Source organism: Streptomyces sp. NBC_01352, assembly GCF_036237295.1.
GTDB classification, from domain to species: domain Bacteria; phylum Actinomycetota; class Actinomycetes; order Streptomycetales; family Streptomycetaceae; genus Streptomyces; species Streptomyces plumbiresistens.
Genome location: NZ_CP108354.1, coordinates 3,777,320 through 3,793,828, shown reverse-complemented (window position 1 = coordinate 3,793,828; position 16,509 = coordinate 3,777,320). Strand labels below are relative to the sequence as shown.

Annotated in this window: 14 protein-coding genes and 1 pseudogene; 5 read left to right on the top strand and 10 right to left on the bottom strand. The window is 69.7% G+C overall.

The annotated features are described in order from the left end of the window. Positions 1 to 63: 63 nt before the first annotated feature. Both OG252_RS17485 and pta read right to left on the bottom strand, forming a co-directional pair. On the bottom strand, positions 64 to 1,272 hold the full coding sequence (locus tag OG252_RS17485) for an acetate kinase (RefSeq protein WP_266433673.1): 1,209 nt from the start codon (positions 1,270 to 1,272) through the stop codon (positions 64 to 66). Beyond that, positions 1,269 to 3,371, bottom strand: coding sequence for a phosphate acetyltransferase (pta, locus tag OG252_RS17480; protein ID WP_266433671.1), 2,103 nt, complete (start codon positions 3,369 to 3,371; stop codon positions 1,269 to 1,271). Before pta ends, OG252_RS17485 begins: the two co-directional genes overlap by 4 nt. A 230-nt stretch (positions 3,372 to 3,601) precedes the next feature. Here pta and OG252_RS17475 point away from each other — a divergent pair, with 230 nt between their 5' ends. Then, a complete protein-coding gene (locus OG252_RS17475; protein ID WP_266433669.1) occupies positions 3,602 to 4,627 on the top strand; it encodes an ATP-dependent 6-phosphofructokinase in 1,026 nt (341 codons plus the stop codon). 59 nt (positions 4,628 to 4,686) lie between these two features. Here the strand turns inward: OG252_RS17475 and OG252_RS17470 are convergent, their stop codons facing one another. Beyond that, complete coding sequence (locus OG252_RS17470; RefSeq protein WP_307677376.1) at positions 4,687 to 5,394, bottom strand: XRE family transcriptional regulator; 708 nt, start codon at positions 5,392 to 5,394, stop codon at positions 4,687 to 4,689. A 178-nt stretch (positions 5,395 to 5,572) separates the two neighbouring features. Between OG252_RS17470 and OG252_RS17465 the strand changes: the two genes are divergently transcribed. Then, positions 5,573 to 6,031 (top strand): PPOX class F420-dependent oxidoreductase, encoded by a 459-nt coding sequence (locus OG252_RS17465; protein WP_266433665.1) that lies wholly within the window; start codon positions 5,573 to 5,575, stop codon positions 6,029 to 6,031. Positions 6,032 to 6,037: 6 nt separating this feature from the next. Here OG252_RS17465 and OG252_RS17460 read toward each other — a convergent pair whose 3' ends face one another. The 4 genes from OG252_RS17460 to OG252_RS17445 form a co-directional block, all read right to left on the bottom strand. Continuing rightward, on the bottom strand, positions 6,038 to 6,913 hold the full coding sequence (locus OG252_RS17460; protein ID WP_329337128.1) for a carbohydrate ABC transporter permease: 876 nt from the start codon (positions 6,911 to 6,913) through the stop codon (positions 6,038 to 6,040). A gap of 6 nt (positions 6,914 to 6,919) precedes the next feature. Then, entirely contained in the window at positions 6,920 to 7,870 is a 951-nt protein-coding gene (locus tag OG252_RS17455; RefSeq protein ID WP_329337126.1) for a carbohydrate ABC transporter permease, read from the bottom strand. Beyond that, positions 7,867 to 9,243 carry an extracellular solute-binding protein gene (locus OG252_RS17450; RefSeq protein ID WP_329337124.1) on the bottom strand — a complete coding sequence of 459 codons (1,377 nt, stop codon included), beginning with the start codon at positions 9,241 to 9,243 and terminating at the stop codon, positions 7,867 to 7,869. Before OG252_RS17450 ends, OG252_RS17455 begins: the two co-directional genes overlap by 4 nt. Positions 9,244 to 9,369: 126 nt before the next feature. Continuing rightward, a complete protein-coding gene (locus OG252_RS17445) occupies positions 9,370 to 9,561 on the bottom strand; it encodes a hypothetical protein (protein WP_329337122.1) in 192 nt (63 codons plus the stop codon). Between the two features lie 106 nt (positions 9,562 to 9,667). On the opposite strand from OG252_RS17445, the pseudogene OG252_RS17440 reads away from it, so the two are divergent. Further along, positions 9,668 to 9,946, top strand: a pseudogene (locus OG252_RS17440) (hypothetical protein); the annotation flags it as partial. Between the two features lie 33 nt (positions 9,947 to 9,979). Here the strand turns inward: OG252_RS17440 and OG252_RS17435 are convergent. Further along, positions 9,980 to 10,675 carry a response regulator gene (locus OG252_RS17435; RefSeq protein WP_266433654.1) on the bottom strand — a complete coding sequence of 232 codons (696 nt, stop codon included), beginning with the start codon at positions 10,673 to 10,675 and terminating at the stop codon, positions 9,980 to 9,982. After that, positions 10,672 to 12,333: a sensor histidine kinase gene (locus OG252_RS17430; RefSeq protein WP_329337120.1), complete on the bottom strand. Its 1,662-nt coding sequence runs from the start codon at positions 12,331 to 12,333 to the stop codon at positions 10,672 to 10,674. The genes OG252_RS17435 and OG252_RS17430 overlap by 4 nt, the downstream gene beginning before the upstream one ends. A gap of 154 nt (positions 12,334 to 12,487) precedes the next feature. Between OG252_RS17430 and OG252_RS17425 the strand changes: the two genes are divergently transcribed. Continuing rightward, positions 12,488 to 13,891: a cation:dicarboxylate symporter family transporter gene (locus tag OG252_RS17425; protein ID WP_329337118.1), complete on the top strand. Its 1,404-nt coding sequence runs from the start codon at positions 12,488 to 12,490 to the stop codon at positions 13,889 to 13,891. A gap of 151 nt (positions 13,892 to 14,042) precedes the next feature. Here the strand turns inward: OG252_RS17425 and OG252_RS17420 are convergent, their stop codons facing one another. Next, the gene (locus OG252_RS17420) at positions 14,043 to 14,660 is read right to left on the bottom strand and encodes a TetR/AcrR family transcriptional regulator (RefSeq protein WP_329337116.1); all 618 of its coding nucleotides are present in this window, start codon (positions 14,658 to 14,660) and stop codon (positions 14,043 to 14,045) included. Positions 14,661 to 14,785: 125 nt separating this feature from the next. On the opposite strand from OG252_RS17420, the gene OG252_RS17415 reads away from it, so the two are divergent. After that, complete coding sequence (locus OG252_RS17415; RefSeq protein WP_329337114.1) at positions 14,786 to 16,471, top strand: MFS transporter; 1,686 nt, start codon at positions 14,786 to 14,788, stop codon at positions 16,469 to 16,471. The last annotated feature ends 38 nt before the right edge of the window (positions 16,472 to 16,509 follow it).

The window sequence follows — 16,509 nt, the reverse complement described above, 5'->3', positions numbered from 1 at the left end:
TATCGGTTTGTTTCGCTACGGAATATTCCGTCTGGCGGAAGATACAAATGGGCGGGTGGGTGCTCAGTTGTTCTTTTTCACCAGTGCATAAGCCTGGGTGGCGATTTCCAGTTCTTCGTCCGTCGGCACCACGGCGACCGCCACGCGCGCGTGGGCGGGCGAGACCAGCCGCGGCTCGTCACTGCGTATCCCGTTCAGCTCGCCGTCCACCACCGGCCCCAGCTCCTCCAGGCCCGCCACGGCGGCCTCCCGCACCGGCGCCGCGTTCTCGCCGACCCCGGCCGTGAACGCGATCGCGTCCACCCGGCCGAGCACCGCGTAATAGGCGCCGATGTACTTCTTCAGGCGGTGAATGTAGATGTCGAAGGCCAGCTGTGCCTGTTCGTCACCCGCATCGACCCTGCGGCGGATCTCCCGCATGTCGTTGTCCCCGCACAGGCCGATCAATCCGCTCTTCTTGTTGAGAAGAGTGTCGATCTCGTCCGTGGACATTTTGCCAACGCGCATCAAATGGAAGATGACGGCCGGGTCCATGTCTCCGGAGCGCGTACCCATCACGAGTCCCTCCAAAGGCGTCAGCCCCATGGAGGTGTCGACGCACTTCCCGCCCCGTACGGCGGACGCGGACGCCCCGTTGCCGAGGTGCAGCACGATCACGTTCACCTCGTCCGGCGACTTCCCCAGCAGTTTCGCCGTGGCCCGGGAGACGTATGCGTGCGAGGTCCCGTGGAAGCCGTAGCGCCGGATCCGGTGCTCGTCGGCGGTCTTCACGTCGATCGCGTAGCGGGCGGCCGACTCCGGCATCGTGGTGTGGAAGGCGGTGTCGAAGACGGCGATCTGGGGGAGGTCCGGGCGCAGCGCCTGGGCCGTACGGATGCCGGTCAGGTTGGCCGGGTTGTGCAGCGGGGCCACCGGTATCAGCCGCTCGATCTCGGCGAGTACGGCGTCGTCGATCACGGTCGGCTCGGTGAAGTGCTTGCCGCCGTGCACCACCCGGTGCCCGATAGCGGCCAGTTCGGGGGAGTCGAGGCCGAGCCCGTCCCTCGACAGCTCCTCCGCCACGGCCTTCAGGGCGGCCTCGTGGTCGGCGATCGGGCCCGTCCATTCGCGGGTCCGCCCGCTTTCGACCGGCGTGTGCTTCAGCCGGGAGCTCTCCTCGCCGATGCGCTCGACGAGGCCCACGGCCAGCCGGCTGCTGTCCCGCATGTCGAGCAGCTGGTACTTCACCGACGAGGAGCCGGAGTTGAGGACGAGGACACGGGTGGAGCTCACTGGGCGGTGGCCTTCTCGTTCGAGGACGGAGCGGGGGACTGGGCCTGGATGGCGGTGATGGCGACCGTGTTGACGATGTCCTGGACGAGCGCGCCCCGGGACAGGTCGTTGACCGGCTTGCGCAGACCCTGCAGCACCGGCCCGACCGCGATCGCACCGGCCGACCGCTGCACGGCCTTGTAGGTGTTGTTGCCGGTGTTGAGGTCCGGGAAGATCAACACGCTGGCCAGGCCCGCGACTTCGGAGCCCGGCAGCTTGGTCTCGGCGACCGACGGCTCGACGGCGGCGTCGTACTGGATCGGTCCCTCGATCTTCAGGTCGGACCGCCGCGAGCGCACCAGCTCGGTCGCCTCGCGCACCTTGTCCACGTCGGCGCCCGAGCCGGACGTACCGGTCGAGTACGACAGCATCGCGATCCGCGGCTCCACACCGAACTGCCTGGCGGTGGCGGCCGACTGGATGGCGATGTCGGCGAGCTGCACGGCGTCCGGATCGGGGTTCACCGCGCAGTCGCCGTAGACGAGGACCTTGTCGGCGAGGCACATGAAGAAGACGGACGACACGATGTCCGCGTCCGGCTTGGTCTTGATGATCTCGAAGGCGGGGCGGATCGTCGCGGCCGTGGAGTGCACCGAGCCCGACACCATGCCGTCGGCGAGGCCCTCCTGGACCATCAGCGTGCCGAAGTAGTTCACGTCGGAGACGACGTCGTACGCCAGCTCCACCGTGACGCCCTTGTGGGCCCGCAGGGCCGCGTACTTCTCGGCGAAGGAGTCGCGCAGCTCGCTGGTGGCCGGGTCGATCAGCTGGGCGTCGCCCAGGTCGATGCCGAGGTCGGCGGCCTTCTTGCGGATCTGGTCGACCGGACCGAGCAGGGTGAGGTCGCAGACCCCGCGGCGCAGCAGCACCTCGACGGCGTGCAGGACGCGCGCCTCGGTGCCTTCGGGCAGCACGACGCGGCGCCTGTCCGAGCGGGCCTGCTCCAGGAGCTTGTGCTCGAACATCATCGGCGTGAGGCGGTCGCTGCTCGGCGCGGAGACGCGCCGGTCGATCTCGGCGGTGTCGGCGTACCGCTCGAAGAGGCCGAGCGCGGTCTCCGCCTTGCGCGGGGTCGCCGCGTTCAGCTTCCCCTCCAGGGAGAAGAGTTCGGCGGCGGTGGGGAAGCTGTTGCCGGGCACCGAGAGCACCGGGGTGCCGGGGGCGAGGCGGGCGGCGAGGGTCAGGACGGCGTCGCTCGGCACCTCGTTCAGGGTGAGCAGGACGCCCGCTATCGGCGGGGTGCCGGCGCTGTGCGCGGCCAGCGAGCCGACCACCAGGTCGGCACGGTCGCCGGGGGTGACGACCAGGCAGCCCGGGGTCAGGGCGCCCAGGAAGTTCGGCAGCATCGCCCCGCCGAAGACGAAGTCCAGCGCGTCCCGGGCGAGCCCCGAGTCGTCCCCGAGGACGACCCTGGCGCCCAGCGCGTGGGAGACCTGGGCGACGGTCGGCGCGGAGAGGGCGGGCTCGTCCGGCAGGACGTAGCAGGGCACGGGGAGCCGGCTGTCGAGCTGCTCGGCGATCTTGTCCCGGTCCTCGCGGGCGACCCGGTTGGTGACCATGGCGAGGACGTCGCAGCCGAGGGCCTCGTACGCCCGGTAGGCGTTGCGGGTCTCGGCGAGCACGGACTCGGCGGTCTGCTTGCGGCCGCCGACCACCGGGATCACGGAGGCGCCGAACTCGTTCGCCAGGCGGGCGTTGAGGGACAGCTCGTCGGGGAACTGGGTGTCTGCGTAGTCGGTGCCGAGGACCAGGACGACGTCGTAGTCCCGCGCGACCCGGTGGAAGCGGTCGACCAGCGTCGACACCAGCTCGTCGGCGCCGCGCTCGGCCTGCAGGGCGGACGCCTCGTGGTAGTCCATGCCGTAGACGGTGCCCGGGTCCTGGGACAGCCGGTAGCGGGCCCGGAGCAGCTCGAACAGGCGATCGGGGTCGTCGTGGACAAGGGGACGGAACACACCCACCCGGTCCACCTGCCGGGTCAGGAGTTCCATGACCCCCAGCTCGACGACCTGACGGCCGTCGCCGCGGTCGATACCGGTCACGTACACGCTGCGGGTCACGCGTGCTCTCCGTTTCGTGGGTGGCTTTCTGACTGGTTCCTGGGTCGCTCTCGGTGCTGTCATAAAAATTGCCCACCGAGGTGAGCGGAACCCTCTTGACAAACCCTCTTGACAATACCTCCCACGATAGATAAGGCGCCCGTCAGGATCGGATGCGGCGCCCACCTGCCGGACGTGAAAGAATCGGACTCGGCTCACCGGTATCAACAGCGAGCAGGAGACACAGCACGATGCGCATCGGAGTGCTCACCGCAGGCGGCGACTGCCCCGGCCTGAACGCCGTGATCCGGTCGGTCGTGCACCGAGCGGTCGACAATTACGGCGACGAGGTCCTGGGCTTCGAGGACGGATACGCGGGTCTGCTGGACGGCCGCTACCGCTCCCTCGACCTGAACGGCGTCAGCGGCATCCTGGCCCGCGGCGGCACCATCCTCGGCTCCTCCCGCCTGGAACGGGACCGGCTACGCGAGGCCTGCGAGCACCTCGCCGAGGAAGCCCGCGACTTCGGCATCGACGCCCTGATCCCGATCGGCGGCGAGGGCACGCTGACGGCCGCGCGGATGCTGTCCGACGCGGGCCTGCCGGTGGTCGGCGTCCCGAAGACCATCGACAACGACATCTCCTCCACCGACCGCACCTTCGGCTTCGACACCGCGGTCGGTGTCGCCACCGAGGCGATGGACCGCCTCAAGACCACCGCCGAGTCCCACCAGCGCGTCATGGTCGTCGAGGTCATGGGCCGGCACGCGGGCTGGATCGCCCTGGAGTCCGGCATGGCCGCCGGCGCCCACGGCATCTGCCTGCCCGAGCGCCCCTTCGACCCGGCCGACCTGGTCAAGATGGTCGAGGAGCGCTTCTCCCGCGGCAAGAAGTTCGCCGTGGTCTGCGTCGCCGAGGGCGCCCACCCCGCCGAGGGCACCATGGACTACGGCAAGGGCGCGATCGACCAGTTCGGCCACGAGCGCTTCCAGGGCATCGGCACCGCACTGGCCTACGAGCTGGAGCGCCGCCTCGGCAAGGAGGCCAAGCCGGTCATCCTCGGCCACGTCCAGCGCGGCGGCACGCCGACCGCGTTCGACCGCGTCCTCGCCACCCGCTTCGGCTGGCACGCGGTGGAGGCCGCGCACCGGGGCGACTTCGGCCGGATGACCGCGCTCAGGGGCAACGACATCGTGATGGTGCCGCTGGCTCAGGCCGTGACCGAGCTGAAGACGGTGCCGAAGGACCGGATGGACGAGGCGGAGTCGGTCTTCTAGGCCCTCTGCGGAGTAGGTCTTCCAGGCCCTCTGCTGTCCTGCGGTCCGGGCGCCCCGGACTATCCGGTGCGGTCGCGGACCGTGGACCAGAAGTGGTCCACGATCCGGTCGAGGAAGTCCTGGCCGGCCCCGACCGTGCGATCGCTGTCGCCGCCCCAGCTGAGCGTGGCGACCATCTGCCCCTGGTACTCCCGGTGCAGCTCCTGGAGGGTGTCCTCCACCAGGCGCCGGTCCAGGGGCACGAGCTTGGCGACCGGGCGGACGTAGCCCTGCCAGCGGGTGGTGACGGCGCTGCGCAGGTGCTCGGCGAGTCGAGCCTCGCGGCCCGTGACGGTGACGAAGTCCGGGAGCGACAGGTCGAGCAGGTCGGCGAGCGCGGCGGACTGACGGTCGGTGCCGCGCCATTCGTCGTGCTCCTCCATGTGGAGATAGGCGAGGAGTTCGAGCCCGACGCCGCGCGCGACGTCCTCGGGCGCGAGACCGCGCGTGACGCGGTGCTCGCGCAAGGTCCGCGGCCGGTCGATGAGTTCACCGGGGGAACACCACAACACGCCCGCGAGAGCGGTGAGTTCGGGACTGGTGGGAGAGGCGGCCCCGCGCTCCCAGGCGATGACGAGGTCCGGGGTCACATAGGGCAGCCCGAACGAGGCCCGCATGCCGTAGGCGACATGCTCGGGCCCCATGCTGAGCGCGGCACGGAGTCTGCGGGCGGCGGGGGCGTTGAACGGGGGACCGGGCTGGCTGGGGAGAGCTGGGGGTCGGCGCACGGGCCACAACGTAGGGGCGCGGGACTGCGTTGACTACGGTCTGTTCGGCCAGGATCACGGATTGTAGGAATGTACGGTTCCGGCCGTCTGTTCGGGGTGGCCGAAGATCGCCTGTCGCCTGTCGGCGGGGGGTGGCGAGGATGGCGGCGGGCCGTCCGGACGGGCGCCCGGGAGGAGCGTGGCTTTCGTGTACGAGGTGAATGGCAAGGTAGAGGGGCATATTCGCGAGCGTCTGCTGGCGCCGAACTTCTGGCACCTCGCGACGGTCGGCCAGGACGGCACTCCGCAGATCTCGCCCATGTGGGCGGACATCGAAGGTGAGTACGTCATGGTCAACACGGCTATCGGCCGTGTGAAGGAGGAGAACCTGCGGCGCAATCCGAACGTTTCCCTCTCCCACCACGACCCCGACAACCCCTACGACCGCGTGGAGATCCGGGGCCGGGTCGTCCGGTTCGTGGAGGGGGAGGAGGCCGAACGCTCGATGGACCGGCTCACCCGGAAGTACATCGGCGAGGACCGCTACCCGTGGCTGCTCCCCGGCGAGCGACGGGTGATGCTGCTGATCGAGCCGGTGCGGGTGCGCCGGGTGGTGGGAGTGGAGCCGTTCCGGGCGGGGGTGCTGCCCGAGTCATGAGCGGGCTCAGCCTTTGACGGCACCCCCGAGCGCGAACCCGCCCCCCAGCCGCCGGGCGATCAGCACGTACAGCAGGATCACCGGCGTCGAGTACACGATCGAGAACGCGGCGAGCTGGCCGTACGCCACCATGCCCCGATTGCCGAAGAACTCGTTGATGCTCACGCTCGCCGGCATCTGGTCCGGGGACAGCAGCAGCATGAACGGGACGAAGAAGTTCCCCCACATCATCACGAAGGAGAAGACCGTCACCACGGAGACTCCCGGGCCCATGAGCGGGAGCACGATCCGGATCAGGGACTGGAGCGACGAGGCGCCGTCCGTCCAGGCCGCCTCCTCCAGTTCCTTCGGCACGCCGTCCATGAAGTTCTTCATCAGCCAGATGGCGAACGGGAGTTGGGAGGCGGCGAAGAAGAGGATCGTGCCCTGCATGGTGTCGATCAGGTCCACCTGAACGAACAGCGCGTACACCGGAACCATGATCGCCGTGATGGGCAGGCTCGTCGCGAAGAGGATCGTGAGGAGGAAGGGGCGGTTCAGCCGGGACCTGAAGCGGGACAGGGGGTACGCAGCCAGCGCCGCGCACACCACCGTCAGCAGCGTCGCGCTTCCGCACAGGATCAGGCTGTTCAGCAGCGGTGTGAAGGTGATCTCCGGCGTCAGGATCGTGTCGAAGTTGTCCAGGGTGAGGCCGTCGGGGGCCTTCACCCTGAGATCCGCGTCCGGATCCAGGGACGACAGGACCACCCAGGCCAGCGGCAGCGCGAAGGCGGCGGCGAAGGCGAGGAGCCCCGCGTCGGCGGCGAGGCGGCGGCTTCGGCGGCGGCTTCGGCGGCGGCTTCGGCGACCGCTTCGGCGACGGGAGGAGAACGTGAGGGCCATGGATCGTCAGACCTCCGTCCGCAACAGGCGCATGTACACGACGGAGAAGAGTGAGCCGACCAGCAGCAGGAGGAGCGCCACCGCGGTGGCGTAGCCGATCAGACTGTTCTGGAAGGCCTGTTCGTACATGAAGAGCGGGAGCGTCTGGCTCCTGTCGCCGGGGCCGCCCCTCGTCATCACCCAGATCAGACCGAAGACGGAGAGGGTCTGGAGGGTGTTCAGCATCAGGTTCGTACCGATGGAACGCCGGATCATCGGCAGCGTGATGTGCCACATCCGCCGCCAGCCGCCGGCGCCGTCGACCTCGGCCGCCTCCGTGATCTCCTTCGGGATTTCGTTGAGCGCGGCGGAGTACACGAGCATCGAGAAGGCGGTGCCCCGCCACACGTTCGCGAACGACACCGCCAGGATCGGCAGCGTGAACAGCCAGTTCTGGGACGGGAGATGGAGCCAGTCGAGTACGGCGTTCAGGGTGCCCTCACGGCGGAAGAAGGCGTAGAGCAGGAACCCGGCGACCACCTCCGGCAGCACCCACGCCGTGATCACGATCCCGCCGGTGAGCGTGCGGACCGGCTTCGAGGCGCGCTGCATGAGGGAGGCGAGCGCCAGTCCGAGGGTGTTCTGCCCGATCAGGGACGACACGACGGTGAACACCAGCGTCAGCCATACGGCGTTGAGGAACTCCTCGTCCTGGAACGCCGTACGGAAGTTCTCGAACCCCACGAAAGACGACTCGGCCTGCCCGGTGAGCTGGAGGTCGGTGAAGGCGATGTAGGCGCAGTAGGCGATCGGGCCGGCGAGGAAGAGGAGCAGGAGGATCACGGCGGGGGCGACGGGGAGGGCGCGGGTGAGACCGCGGGGGACCCTCGGCGGGGCGGGAGGCCGTGAAGCGGGCGGGCCCGAGGGGGACTTCGCCGCCCCCGGGCCGCCCCTCGCGTGCGGTGCGGCGGTGGTCACCTCTCGACCACCTGGTTGTCCGTGGCGTTCTTGAGCTCGTCGTCGTAACCGCGTGCGGCTTCCTCCACCGACATGTCACCCGTCGTCACGCCCTCCATCGCCTCCTGGATCGCGGTGGAGACCCTCGGGTACGCCGGGTAGGCGGGCCGGTAGTGCGTGCTCGCGACCAGGTCCGTGAAGAACTTGGTACCGGGCTGCGCCTCGGCGTAGGCGGGATCGTCGGCGACGTCCTTCCGTACGGCGATCCCCGAGTTGGCGATGTACCACTTCTGGGCGTTCGCCTTCGTCTGCATGGTCTTCACGAACTCGAAGGCCAGGTCGGGGTTGCCCGCCTTGGCCGGGATCGACCAGGTCCAGCCGCCCGACATGCTGACCTTGCCGGGCGCCTGGCCGTGCTGCGTGGGCATCGCGGCGAGGCCGAGCTCGTCCGACCACTCGGGCCACTCGTGTCCGCTGCCCGGCAGCCAGTCCTGCGGGAGCCAGGAGCCGTCGAGGGCGATGCCGAGCTTGCCCTGCGGGAGCCACTCGCCGCGGACCCTGGTCATGACGTTGGGGTCGAGGGCGTCCTCGATGTCCGGGCCGAGCTTCTCCTTGTAGACCGTCTCGACGAAGGCGAGGGAGTCCTTGAAGCCGGCGCCTGTGGCAACCCACTTCTTCGATGCCTTGTCGTAGAGAGGATCCTGGCTTCCGGCGTCTTCGGTGCCGTAGAGAAGCATCTCGAAGGTCTGCATGGTGGCGGCCTCGCCGACCGGCTTGCCCGTGTAGACGTTCAGGGGGATGACGTCCGGGACCTTCTCCTTGATCGTGCGGGCGGCGGTGAGGACGTCGTCCCAGGTCTTCGGCTGCCAGTCGACGGGCAGGCCGGCCTTGCGGAAGATGTCCTTGCTGAACCAGAGGCCCCGGGTGTCGGTGCCGTCCGGGACGCCGTACGTCTTGCCGTCCTCGCCCTTCGCCGCGGTCTTCGCCGTGTCGATGAACTGGTTCCAGTCCGGCCACTTGGCGAGGTACGGGTCGAGGGGCTTGAGGTAGCCGGACGTGATGTCGCTGTTGATCAGGAACGTGTCCTCGTAGACCAGGTCCGGGGCGGTCTTGGCGGAGCGGAGCATCTGCTGGAGCTTGGTGTAGTACTCCGAGTCCGGGGCCTTGATGGGGACGAACTCGACCTTCTTGCCGGGGTTGGCCTTCTCGAACTGCTTCTTGATGCCGGCGAGGTAGCCGTCCATGACGCGGATCGAGTTGTCCGTGGACTGCTTGAAGGAGATCTTCACGGTGTCGGGGTCGCTGCCGGAGCCGCCTCCGCAGGCGGTGGCGGCGGTGGCAACGAGGGCGACCAGTAGGGCAGTTGGGCGAGCGGCGGTGGGGCGCACGGGCATGACCTCCTGCGGGCTCACGTCGTTGTGGCCGGGATGGCTGCCACGTGAACGTAGGAGGAGTGGTCTAGTCAGGTCAATGCATGTGCGGTGGATATTGGGTGGGGGGCGGGTTCGGCTGCGGGGTGGCTACAAGAGGTGGTCGGCCTTGCCGGACTTGATGTCGCGGATGAGGGTGCGGAGGGCTTCGCGGGTGTCGGTGAGGGGGGTGTCTTCCTGGCCGGCGATGGCGATGTAGGCGTTGCCGTTGGAGTCGGTGCCTATGCGGAAGCAGTTGTTGCCTTCGGCGCAGAAGGGGTCTTCCCAGCGGATGTCGGTCATGGCGGCTCTCCTAGAGGTCGTTGGCCAGGGCTTGGATGAAATCGCGCGAGGCGGGTGGTGTGAGTGCGAGGGCTTGCGCGGCATCCAATTGGGCGCGGCACTTGCTGAGTTGGGACCCCGATTGGCGGCGCTGGCCCAACCGGGCGGCGGCTTCGAGGCGTTCGGCTGGGAGACCGCGCACCGCGGGGACACGCGGCGCAGGTCCCGGAAGGTCCTCCAGACCGTGGTGGACCTGACTGCCTTCTGTGCCGTGCCGTTGGCCGCGCTGGCCGTGTTCTGGGTGGACGGTGAAGGGGGCAGGTTGCTCGTCGCGCTGTCGGTGGTTGAGGCGCTCGCCGTGGGCGGGCTTGCTTCGCAGGTCGTGTGGTACGCGAGGGTGGCGTGAACTCCCTCTCTACGCTCTACTTTTGACGTACGGTCATGAGCTTCCCTTGACCCACCGGTACTGCAACTCCGGCCGCCCCACAGCCCCATACTGCGGACTCCGAGCAGCCCGCCCCCCCTCCACCAGATGCTCCAGATACCGCCGAGCCGTGATCCGCGAGATCCCCACCGCCTCCGCCACCCCTGTAGCAGTGAGCCCCTCCCCACAGTCCCGCAGCGCCACCGTCACCCGCTCCAACGTCGGCCCGCTCAACCCCTTCGGCAGTGCCGCCGGGCCCGGCGCCCGGAGCGTCGCCAGTGCTCGGTCCACCTCGTCCTGTCCGCTTGCCTCGCCCGCCGCCGCGTGGAACTCGGCGTATCTCACCAGGCGGTCGCGCAGGGTGGCGAAGGTGAACGGCTTCAGGACGTACTGGACGACGCCGAGGGAGACCCCTTCCCGGACCACCGTCAGGTCCCGCGCCGACGTCACCGCTATGACGTCCGCGTGCAGCCCGGCCGCCCGCAGTGAACGCGCCAGCTGCAGTCCGTGCACGTCCGGCAGGTGCAGGTCCAGCAGCAGCAGGTCCACCGCCGTACGCTCCAGGGCGCGCCGCGCCTCCGCACCGGTGTGCGCCTTGCCGACGGCCGTGAAGCCGGGGACCCGGTTGACGTACATGACGTGTGCGTCGGCGGCGACGGGGTCGTCCTCGACGACCAGGACACGGATGGGCTGCTGCTCGGTCGTCGTCATACGTCGCCTCCAGAAGCGGTGCCGCCGATAGGAACGGCACCCTCGGACACCCGCTCAGGGCGGCCCCCGTCCCCCAACGGCAACCGCACCTCGAACTCCGCCCCGCCCCCGTCGGCCTCCGCCACGGTCAGCGCGCCCTCATGCCGGCTCACCGCCTGCCGTACGAGCGCCAGCCCCAGACCCCGGCCGCCCGGCCCCGCCGGCTTCGTGGAGAAGCCCCGCTGGAAGACCGTGTCCGCGAGGGCCGGGTCGACCCCCGCGCCCGTGTCGGACACGCGCAGCACCAGCTCGCCGTCCGCGGTGTAGGCCGTCACGGTCACCCGCCCGCGCACGCTTCCCTGCGCCGCGTCCACCGCGTTGTCGATGAGGTTGCCGAGGATCGTGACCAGGTCCCGGGAGGGCAGCGACGGCGGCAGCAGACCGTCGTCCAGCCGGCTCTCCTCCGACACCACGAGCTCCACGCCCCGCTCGTTCGCCTGGGACGTCTTGCCCAGCAGCAGCGCGGCCAGCACCGGCTCGCTCACCGCGGCCACCACCTGGTCGGTCAGCGCCTGCGCCAGTTCCAGTTCGGCGGTCGCGAAGTCCACCGCCTCCTCCGCCCGCCCCAGCTCGATCAGCGAGACGACGGTGTGCAGCCGGTTCGCCGCCTCGTGGGCCTGGGAGCGCAGGGCCTGGGTGAAGCCGCGCTCGGAGTCCAACTCGCCCATCAGGGACTGGAGTTCGGTCACGTCCCGCAGGGTCACGACCGTGCCCCGGTGTTCACCGCCCGACACCGGGGACGTGTTCAGCACGAGCACCCGGTCCGCGGTCAGGTGCACCTCGTCGACCCGCGGCTCGGACGCCAGCAGCGCGCCCGTCACCGGCGCGGGCAGGCCGAGATCGGCGACGGACCGGCCCACCACATCGCCCGACACGCCCAACAGCTCCCGTCCGCCGTCGTTGATCAGCGCCACACGGTACTGCCCGTCGAGCATCAGGAGCCCCTCGCGTACGGCGTGAAGTGCGGCCTGGTGGTAGTCGTGCATGGCGCTGAGCTCGGCCGCGTTCATGCCGTGGGTGTGGCGGCGCAGCCGGGCGTTGACGACGTACGTGCCGACCGCGCCGAGCGCGAGCGCGCCGGCCGCGACGGCGAGCAGGGCCGTCAGCTGGCCCTGCACCCGCTTGCTGATCTCGTCGACCCTGATGCCGGCGCTGACCAGACCGACGACCTCGCCGCTCGACCAGACCGGGGTGACCGCGCGGACCGAGGGGCCGAGGGTGCCGGTGTAGGTCTCGGTGAAGGAGCCGCCAGCCACGGCGGGGGCGATGTTGCCGCGGAAGGGCTTGCCGATCTCCGAGGTGTTGGGATGGGTCCAGCGGATGCCCTTCGGGTTCATGATCGTCACGAAGTCGACGTCGGCGTCGCGCATCACCCGCAGCGCGTACGGCTGGAGCTCGGCCGTCGGATCGGGAGTGCGGATCGCCTCCCGCACGGACGGGGCGTCCGCGACCGAGCGGGCCACGGCCATGGCCTGCCGCCGCGCCCCGTCCTCGGCCTGGCTCTGGTCGCTGACGTAGGTGAACAGCGCGTAACCGGCGACGACCACCGCTATGAGCACGGCCTGCATGGCGAAGAGCTGGCCGGCCAGGCTGCGGGGGCGTGGGACGCGTATGCGCATGTCGTCAGTGTGCCTCGCAGGTTAAGCATGAACTAAATGAACGGAAGGGTGACCGCCCTCACACGGCGGGAGATAGTCACGGCATTCCCCTATACATCCCCCGGACGTGAGCCGCACGCCGGTGATGCCGACGACGACGTCAAGGAGGGCCGCTGTGACCAGCGCAGCCAATACGGCACCTGCCGCACCGAAAGCCAAGCGGGACCGCACCCACTACCTCTATATCGCGGTGATCATCGCGGTCGCCCTCGGTATCACCGTCGGTCTGGTCGCCCCCGACTTCGCGGTCGAGCTGAAGCCCATCGGCACCGGCTTCGTGAACCTGATCAAGATGATGATCTCGCCGATCATCTTCTGCACGATCGTGCTGGGCATCGGCTCGGTCCGCAAGGCCGCCAAGGTCGGTGCGGTCGGCGGTATCGCGCTGGTCTACTTCACGATCATGTCGCTGGTCGCGCTGGGCATCGGCCTGATCGTCGGCAACATCCTGGAGCCCGGCACGGGCCTCGCGGTGACCGACGCGGTCAAGGAGGTCGGCCAGGCGCAGGTGGCGCCGGAGGCCAAGGACACCACCGAGTTCCTGCTCGGGATCATCCCGACCACGATGGTCTCCGCCTTCACCGGCGGCGAGGTGCTGCAGACCCTGCTCATCGCACTGCTCGCCGGCTTCGCGCTGCAGGCCATGGGTTCGGCCGGACAGCCGATCCTGCGCGGTGTCGAGCACATCCAGCGGCTCGTCTTCCGCATCCTCGCGATGGTGATGTGGGCCGCCCCGATCGGTGCCTTCGGCGCGATCGCCGCGGTGACCGGTTCCGCGGGCGTCGACGCGCTCAAGAGCCTCGCCGTCCTGATGCTCGGCTTCTACGTCACCTGCTTCCTGTTCGTCTTCATCGTGCTGGGCGTCCTGCTGCGGGTGGTCGCGGGCCTCAACATCCTCACGCTCTTCAAGTACCTGGGCCGTGAGTTCCTGCTGATCCTGTCGACCTCCTCGTCCGAGTCGGCGCTGCCGCGGCTCATCGCCAAGATGGAGCACCTCGGCATCAGCAAGCCGGTCGTCGGCATCACCGTCCCGACCGGCTACTCCTTCAACCTCGACGGCACCATGATCTACATGACCATGGCGTCCCTGTTCATCGCCGACGCCATGGGTACGCCGATGTCGATCGGCGAGCAGATCCCGCTGCTGCTCTTCCTGCTGGTCGCCTCGAAGGGCGCCGCCGGTGTCACCGGTGCCGGTCTCGCGACCCTGGCCGGCGGTCTCCAGTCGCACAAGCCCGCCCTGGTGGACGGCATCGGCCTGATCGTCGGCATCGACCGCTTCATGAGCGAGGCGCGCGCCCTGACGAACTTCGCGGGCAACGCCGTCGCCACGGTGCTGATCGGCACCTGGACGAAGGAGATCGACCGCGGCCGCGTCGACCAGGTGCTCGCCGGACAGATCCCCTTCGACGAGAAGACGCTCCTCGACGACGACGAGAGCGGCGCGGGCGGCGCCTCCGAGGACGCCCACGCGGAGGTCCCCGAGCAGGGCGGCGAGAAGGAACTCACCAAGGCCTGACGGCCGCCCCGCGAGACCCGATCCCCATGCCGGGTCGGGCCCGGTCCTGAACCCGGGCTCGCCCCAACGCCTCCGGGCGGCTGAGCACTCCCCCGTGGCTCAGCCGCCCGGTCGGCTTTTCTCCCGAATTGTTCCCAATCGTTGGTCGTTCCTAGTCGTTCAGCTTCGCCACCAGTTCGGTGGCCCGAGAGGCGGGCACGCCCGCCGCGGTCAGTACGGTGACCGCGGCGGATCGGCCCGCCTCTTCCGCTGTCAGCAGACCGTCGTTCACCGCCTCCATCAGCGCGATGATGGTCTGCTCGTGCACGTACGCCAGCGCCGGCGCCGGCAGCGGTGAGTGGAAGACCCCCTCCTCCAGGCCCCGCCGCAGCAGTTCCACGCCGGCCCCGCGCACCGGCGTGAGGCGGTCGCGGATGCCCTGCATGGTGACGCTGCGCTGGGCCAGGGCGACCAGGATGCGGTAGCGGTCGGCGACCGCCCAGACCGCCAGCACCGAGCGCGCCACGGCCTCCGCCGGGTCCTCGACGCCCTCCCGGCCCGCCGCGTGCGCGGCCGCCACCGACTCCACGGCCTGGTCGACGAGCGTGCCGACCAGCGCCTCGCGGCTGGGGAAATGGCCGTACACGGTCCGTCGTACGACACCCGCGGCGCGCGCGATCTGGTCCATGGAGGCGTCGGGGTCGCGCAGCAGCTCCGCGAGGGCGACGTCGAGGATGCGACGGCGGTTCGCGTCGGCGCGGCGGGTGGGGCCGGTGTTCATGGCTGACATTCTGCACGCCTCCTTTCTCGATTTGCACAGCGCTGTGCATCAAGCGTACATTGCACATGGTCGAGCAATTGCACACTGCTGTGCAATGTGAATCGTGTACGTCAGTGAGGAAGGCCCCCGAAGTCATGCGACTCGTCATGAACGAACCGGTCGAGAGGATGGACCGCCCCTACGCCCGGCGCTGGTGGGCGCTGCTGGTCCTCTGCCTCAGCCTGCTGATCATCGTGATGGCCAACACGGCCCTCACGGTCGCGGCGCCCGACATGACCCAGGACCTGGGCCTGTCCAGCGCCGACCTGCAGTGGGTCATCGACGGCTACACCGTCCCGTACGCGGCGCTGATGCTGCTGCTCGGCGCGATCGGCGACAAGTACAGCCGCCGCGGCGCGCTCGTCCTCGGGCTGCTCGTCTTCGGCGGCGGGGCGGTCGCGGGATCGCTCGTCGACAGCGCCGACGGGGTCATAGCGGCCCGCGCTGTCATGGGCTTCGGCGCGGCCATGATCATGCCCGCCACCCTCTCCCTCCTCGCCGCCACCTTCCCGCGCGCCGAACGCGCCAAGGCGATCACCCTGTGGACGGCCACCGCCGGTCTCGCGATCGCGGCGGGACCGCTGCTCGCGGGGGCGCTGCTGGAGCAGCACAGCTGGAAGGCCACGTTCCTGATCAACGTGCCCATCGCCGCCGCCGCGATCGTCGGCGCTCTCCTCCTCGTGCCGCCGTCGAAGGCCCACGGCAAGGGGCGGATCGACTACGTCGGCGGTCTGCTGTCGGTCGTCTGGATCGCCGCGCTCGTCTACATGATCATCGAGGGTCCGCACTTCGGCTGGGGCGTCAAGGCGGTCACCGCCGCGGTGGTCGCGGGCGTCGGGCTCGTGCTGTTCGTGGTGTGGGAGCTGCGCCACCCGCGCCCGGTCATAGACGTGCGCCGCTTCACCGAGCGCCGCTTCGCGGGCTCCAATCTCGCCGTGGCCCTGTTCTTCCTGGCCGTCTTCGGCGCCTTCTACTACCTCACCCAGCAGCTGCAGTTCGTCCTCGGCTACACGGCCCTGGAGACCGGCCTGCGCATGCTGCCCCTCGCCGGCGCGGTCTTCGTCGGCTCGGCCCTCACCGGCTACCTCACCCCGCGCGTCGGCATGAAGCTCACGGTCACCGCGGGCATGGTCGGCGGCACGGCGGCCCTCGCCCTGCTCACGCAGGTCGACGCGAGTTCGTCGTACGGCGATTTCGTCCCGTCTCTGCTCATCCTCGGCCTCGCGATCGGGCTCGCCCTCTCCCCCAGCACGGACGCGATCATGGGCGCGTTCCCGGAGTCGGAACTGGGCGTCGGCGGCGCGGTGAACGACACCTCGCTGGAGCTCGGCGGCTCGCTCGGCATCGCCATCCTCGGTTCGCTGCTGGCCACGTCGTACCACGACCACCTCACGGACGCGACGGCCGGCAGCGAGCTCCCCGCCTCCTCCCTGGCCACGGCCCAGGACTCGGTCGGCGCCGGATACGCGGTCTCCCAGGGCATCGCCGAACAGGCCGAGAAGGCCGCCGCGCAGGCCGCCCGGGCCACCGACCCTCAACAGGCGGCCCAGTTGAAGGCCCAGGCCGACCAACTCGCCGAGGGCGCCCACCGGATGGCCGACGCCGTCGGCTCGTCCTTCTCCGACGCGGTCGCCCACACCAGCCTGATCGGCGCGGTGGTCCTGGGCCTCGGCACGCTCGTGGTCGCGGTGCTGCTGCCGCGCGGGAAGAGCGAGGAGCAGTCCGAACAGCCCGAGAAGGACAGGGAGAAGCAGAAGGAGAAGGAGTCGGCGCTCAGCTGAGTCGGCTAGCCGGCGACGGCTGGCGGCAGTCCTCAGCG

Excerpts from the sequence above, each read along its gene's own strand:
- OG252_RS17450 (WP_329337124.1), bottom strand. The coding sequence starts at position 9,243 with ATGCCCGTGCGCCCCACCGCCGCTCGCCCAACTGCCCTACTGGTCGCC.
- OG252_RS17460 (WP_329337128.1), bottom strand. The coding sequence starts at position 6,913 with ATGGCCCTCACGTTCTCCTCCCGTCGCCGAAGCGGTCGCCGAAGCCGC.
- OG252_RS17430 (WP_329337120.1), bottom strand. The coding sequence starts at position 12,333 with ATGCGCATACGCGTCCCACGCCCCCGCAGCCTGGCCGGCCAGCTCTTC.
- OG252_RS17445 (WP_329337122.1), bottom strand. The coding sequence starts at position 9,561 with ATGACCGACATCCGCTGGGAAGACCCCTTCTGCGCCGAAGGCAACAAC.
- OG252_RS17415 (WP_329337114.1), top strand. The coding sequence starts at position 14,786 with ATGCGACTCGTCATGAACGAACCGGTCGAGAGGATGGACCGCCCCTAC.
- OG252_RS17420 (WP_329337116.1), bottom strand. The coding sequence starts at position 14,660 with ATGTCAGCCATGAACACCGGCCCCACCCGCCGCGCCGACGCGAACCGC.
- OG252_RS17435 (WP_266433654.1), bottom strand. The coding sequence starts at position 10,675 with ATGACGACGACCGAGCAGCAGCCCATCCGTGTCCTGGTCGTCGAGGAC.
- OG252_RS17475 (WP_266433669.1), top strand. The coding sequence starts at position 3,602 with ATGCGCATCGGAGTGCTCACCGCAGGCGGCGACTGCCCCGGCCTGAAC.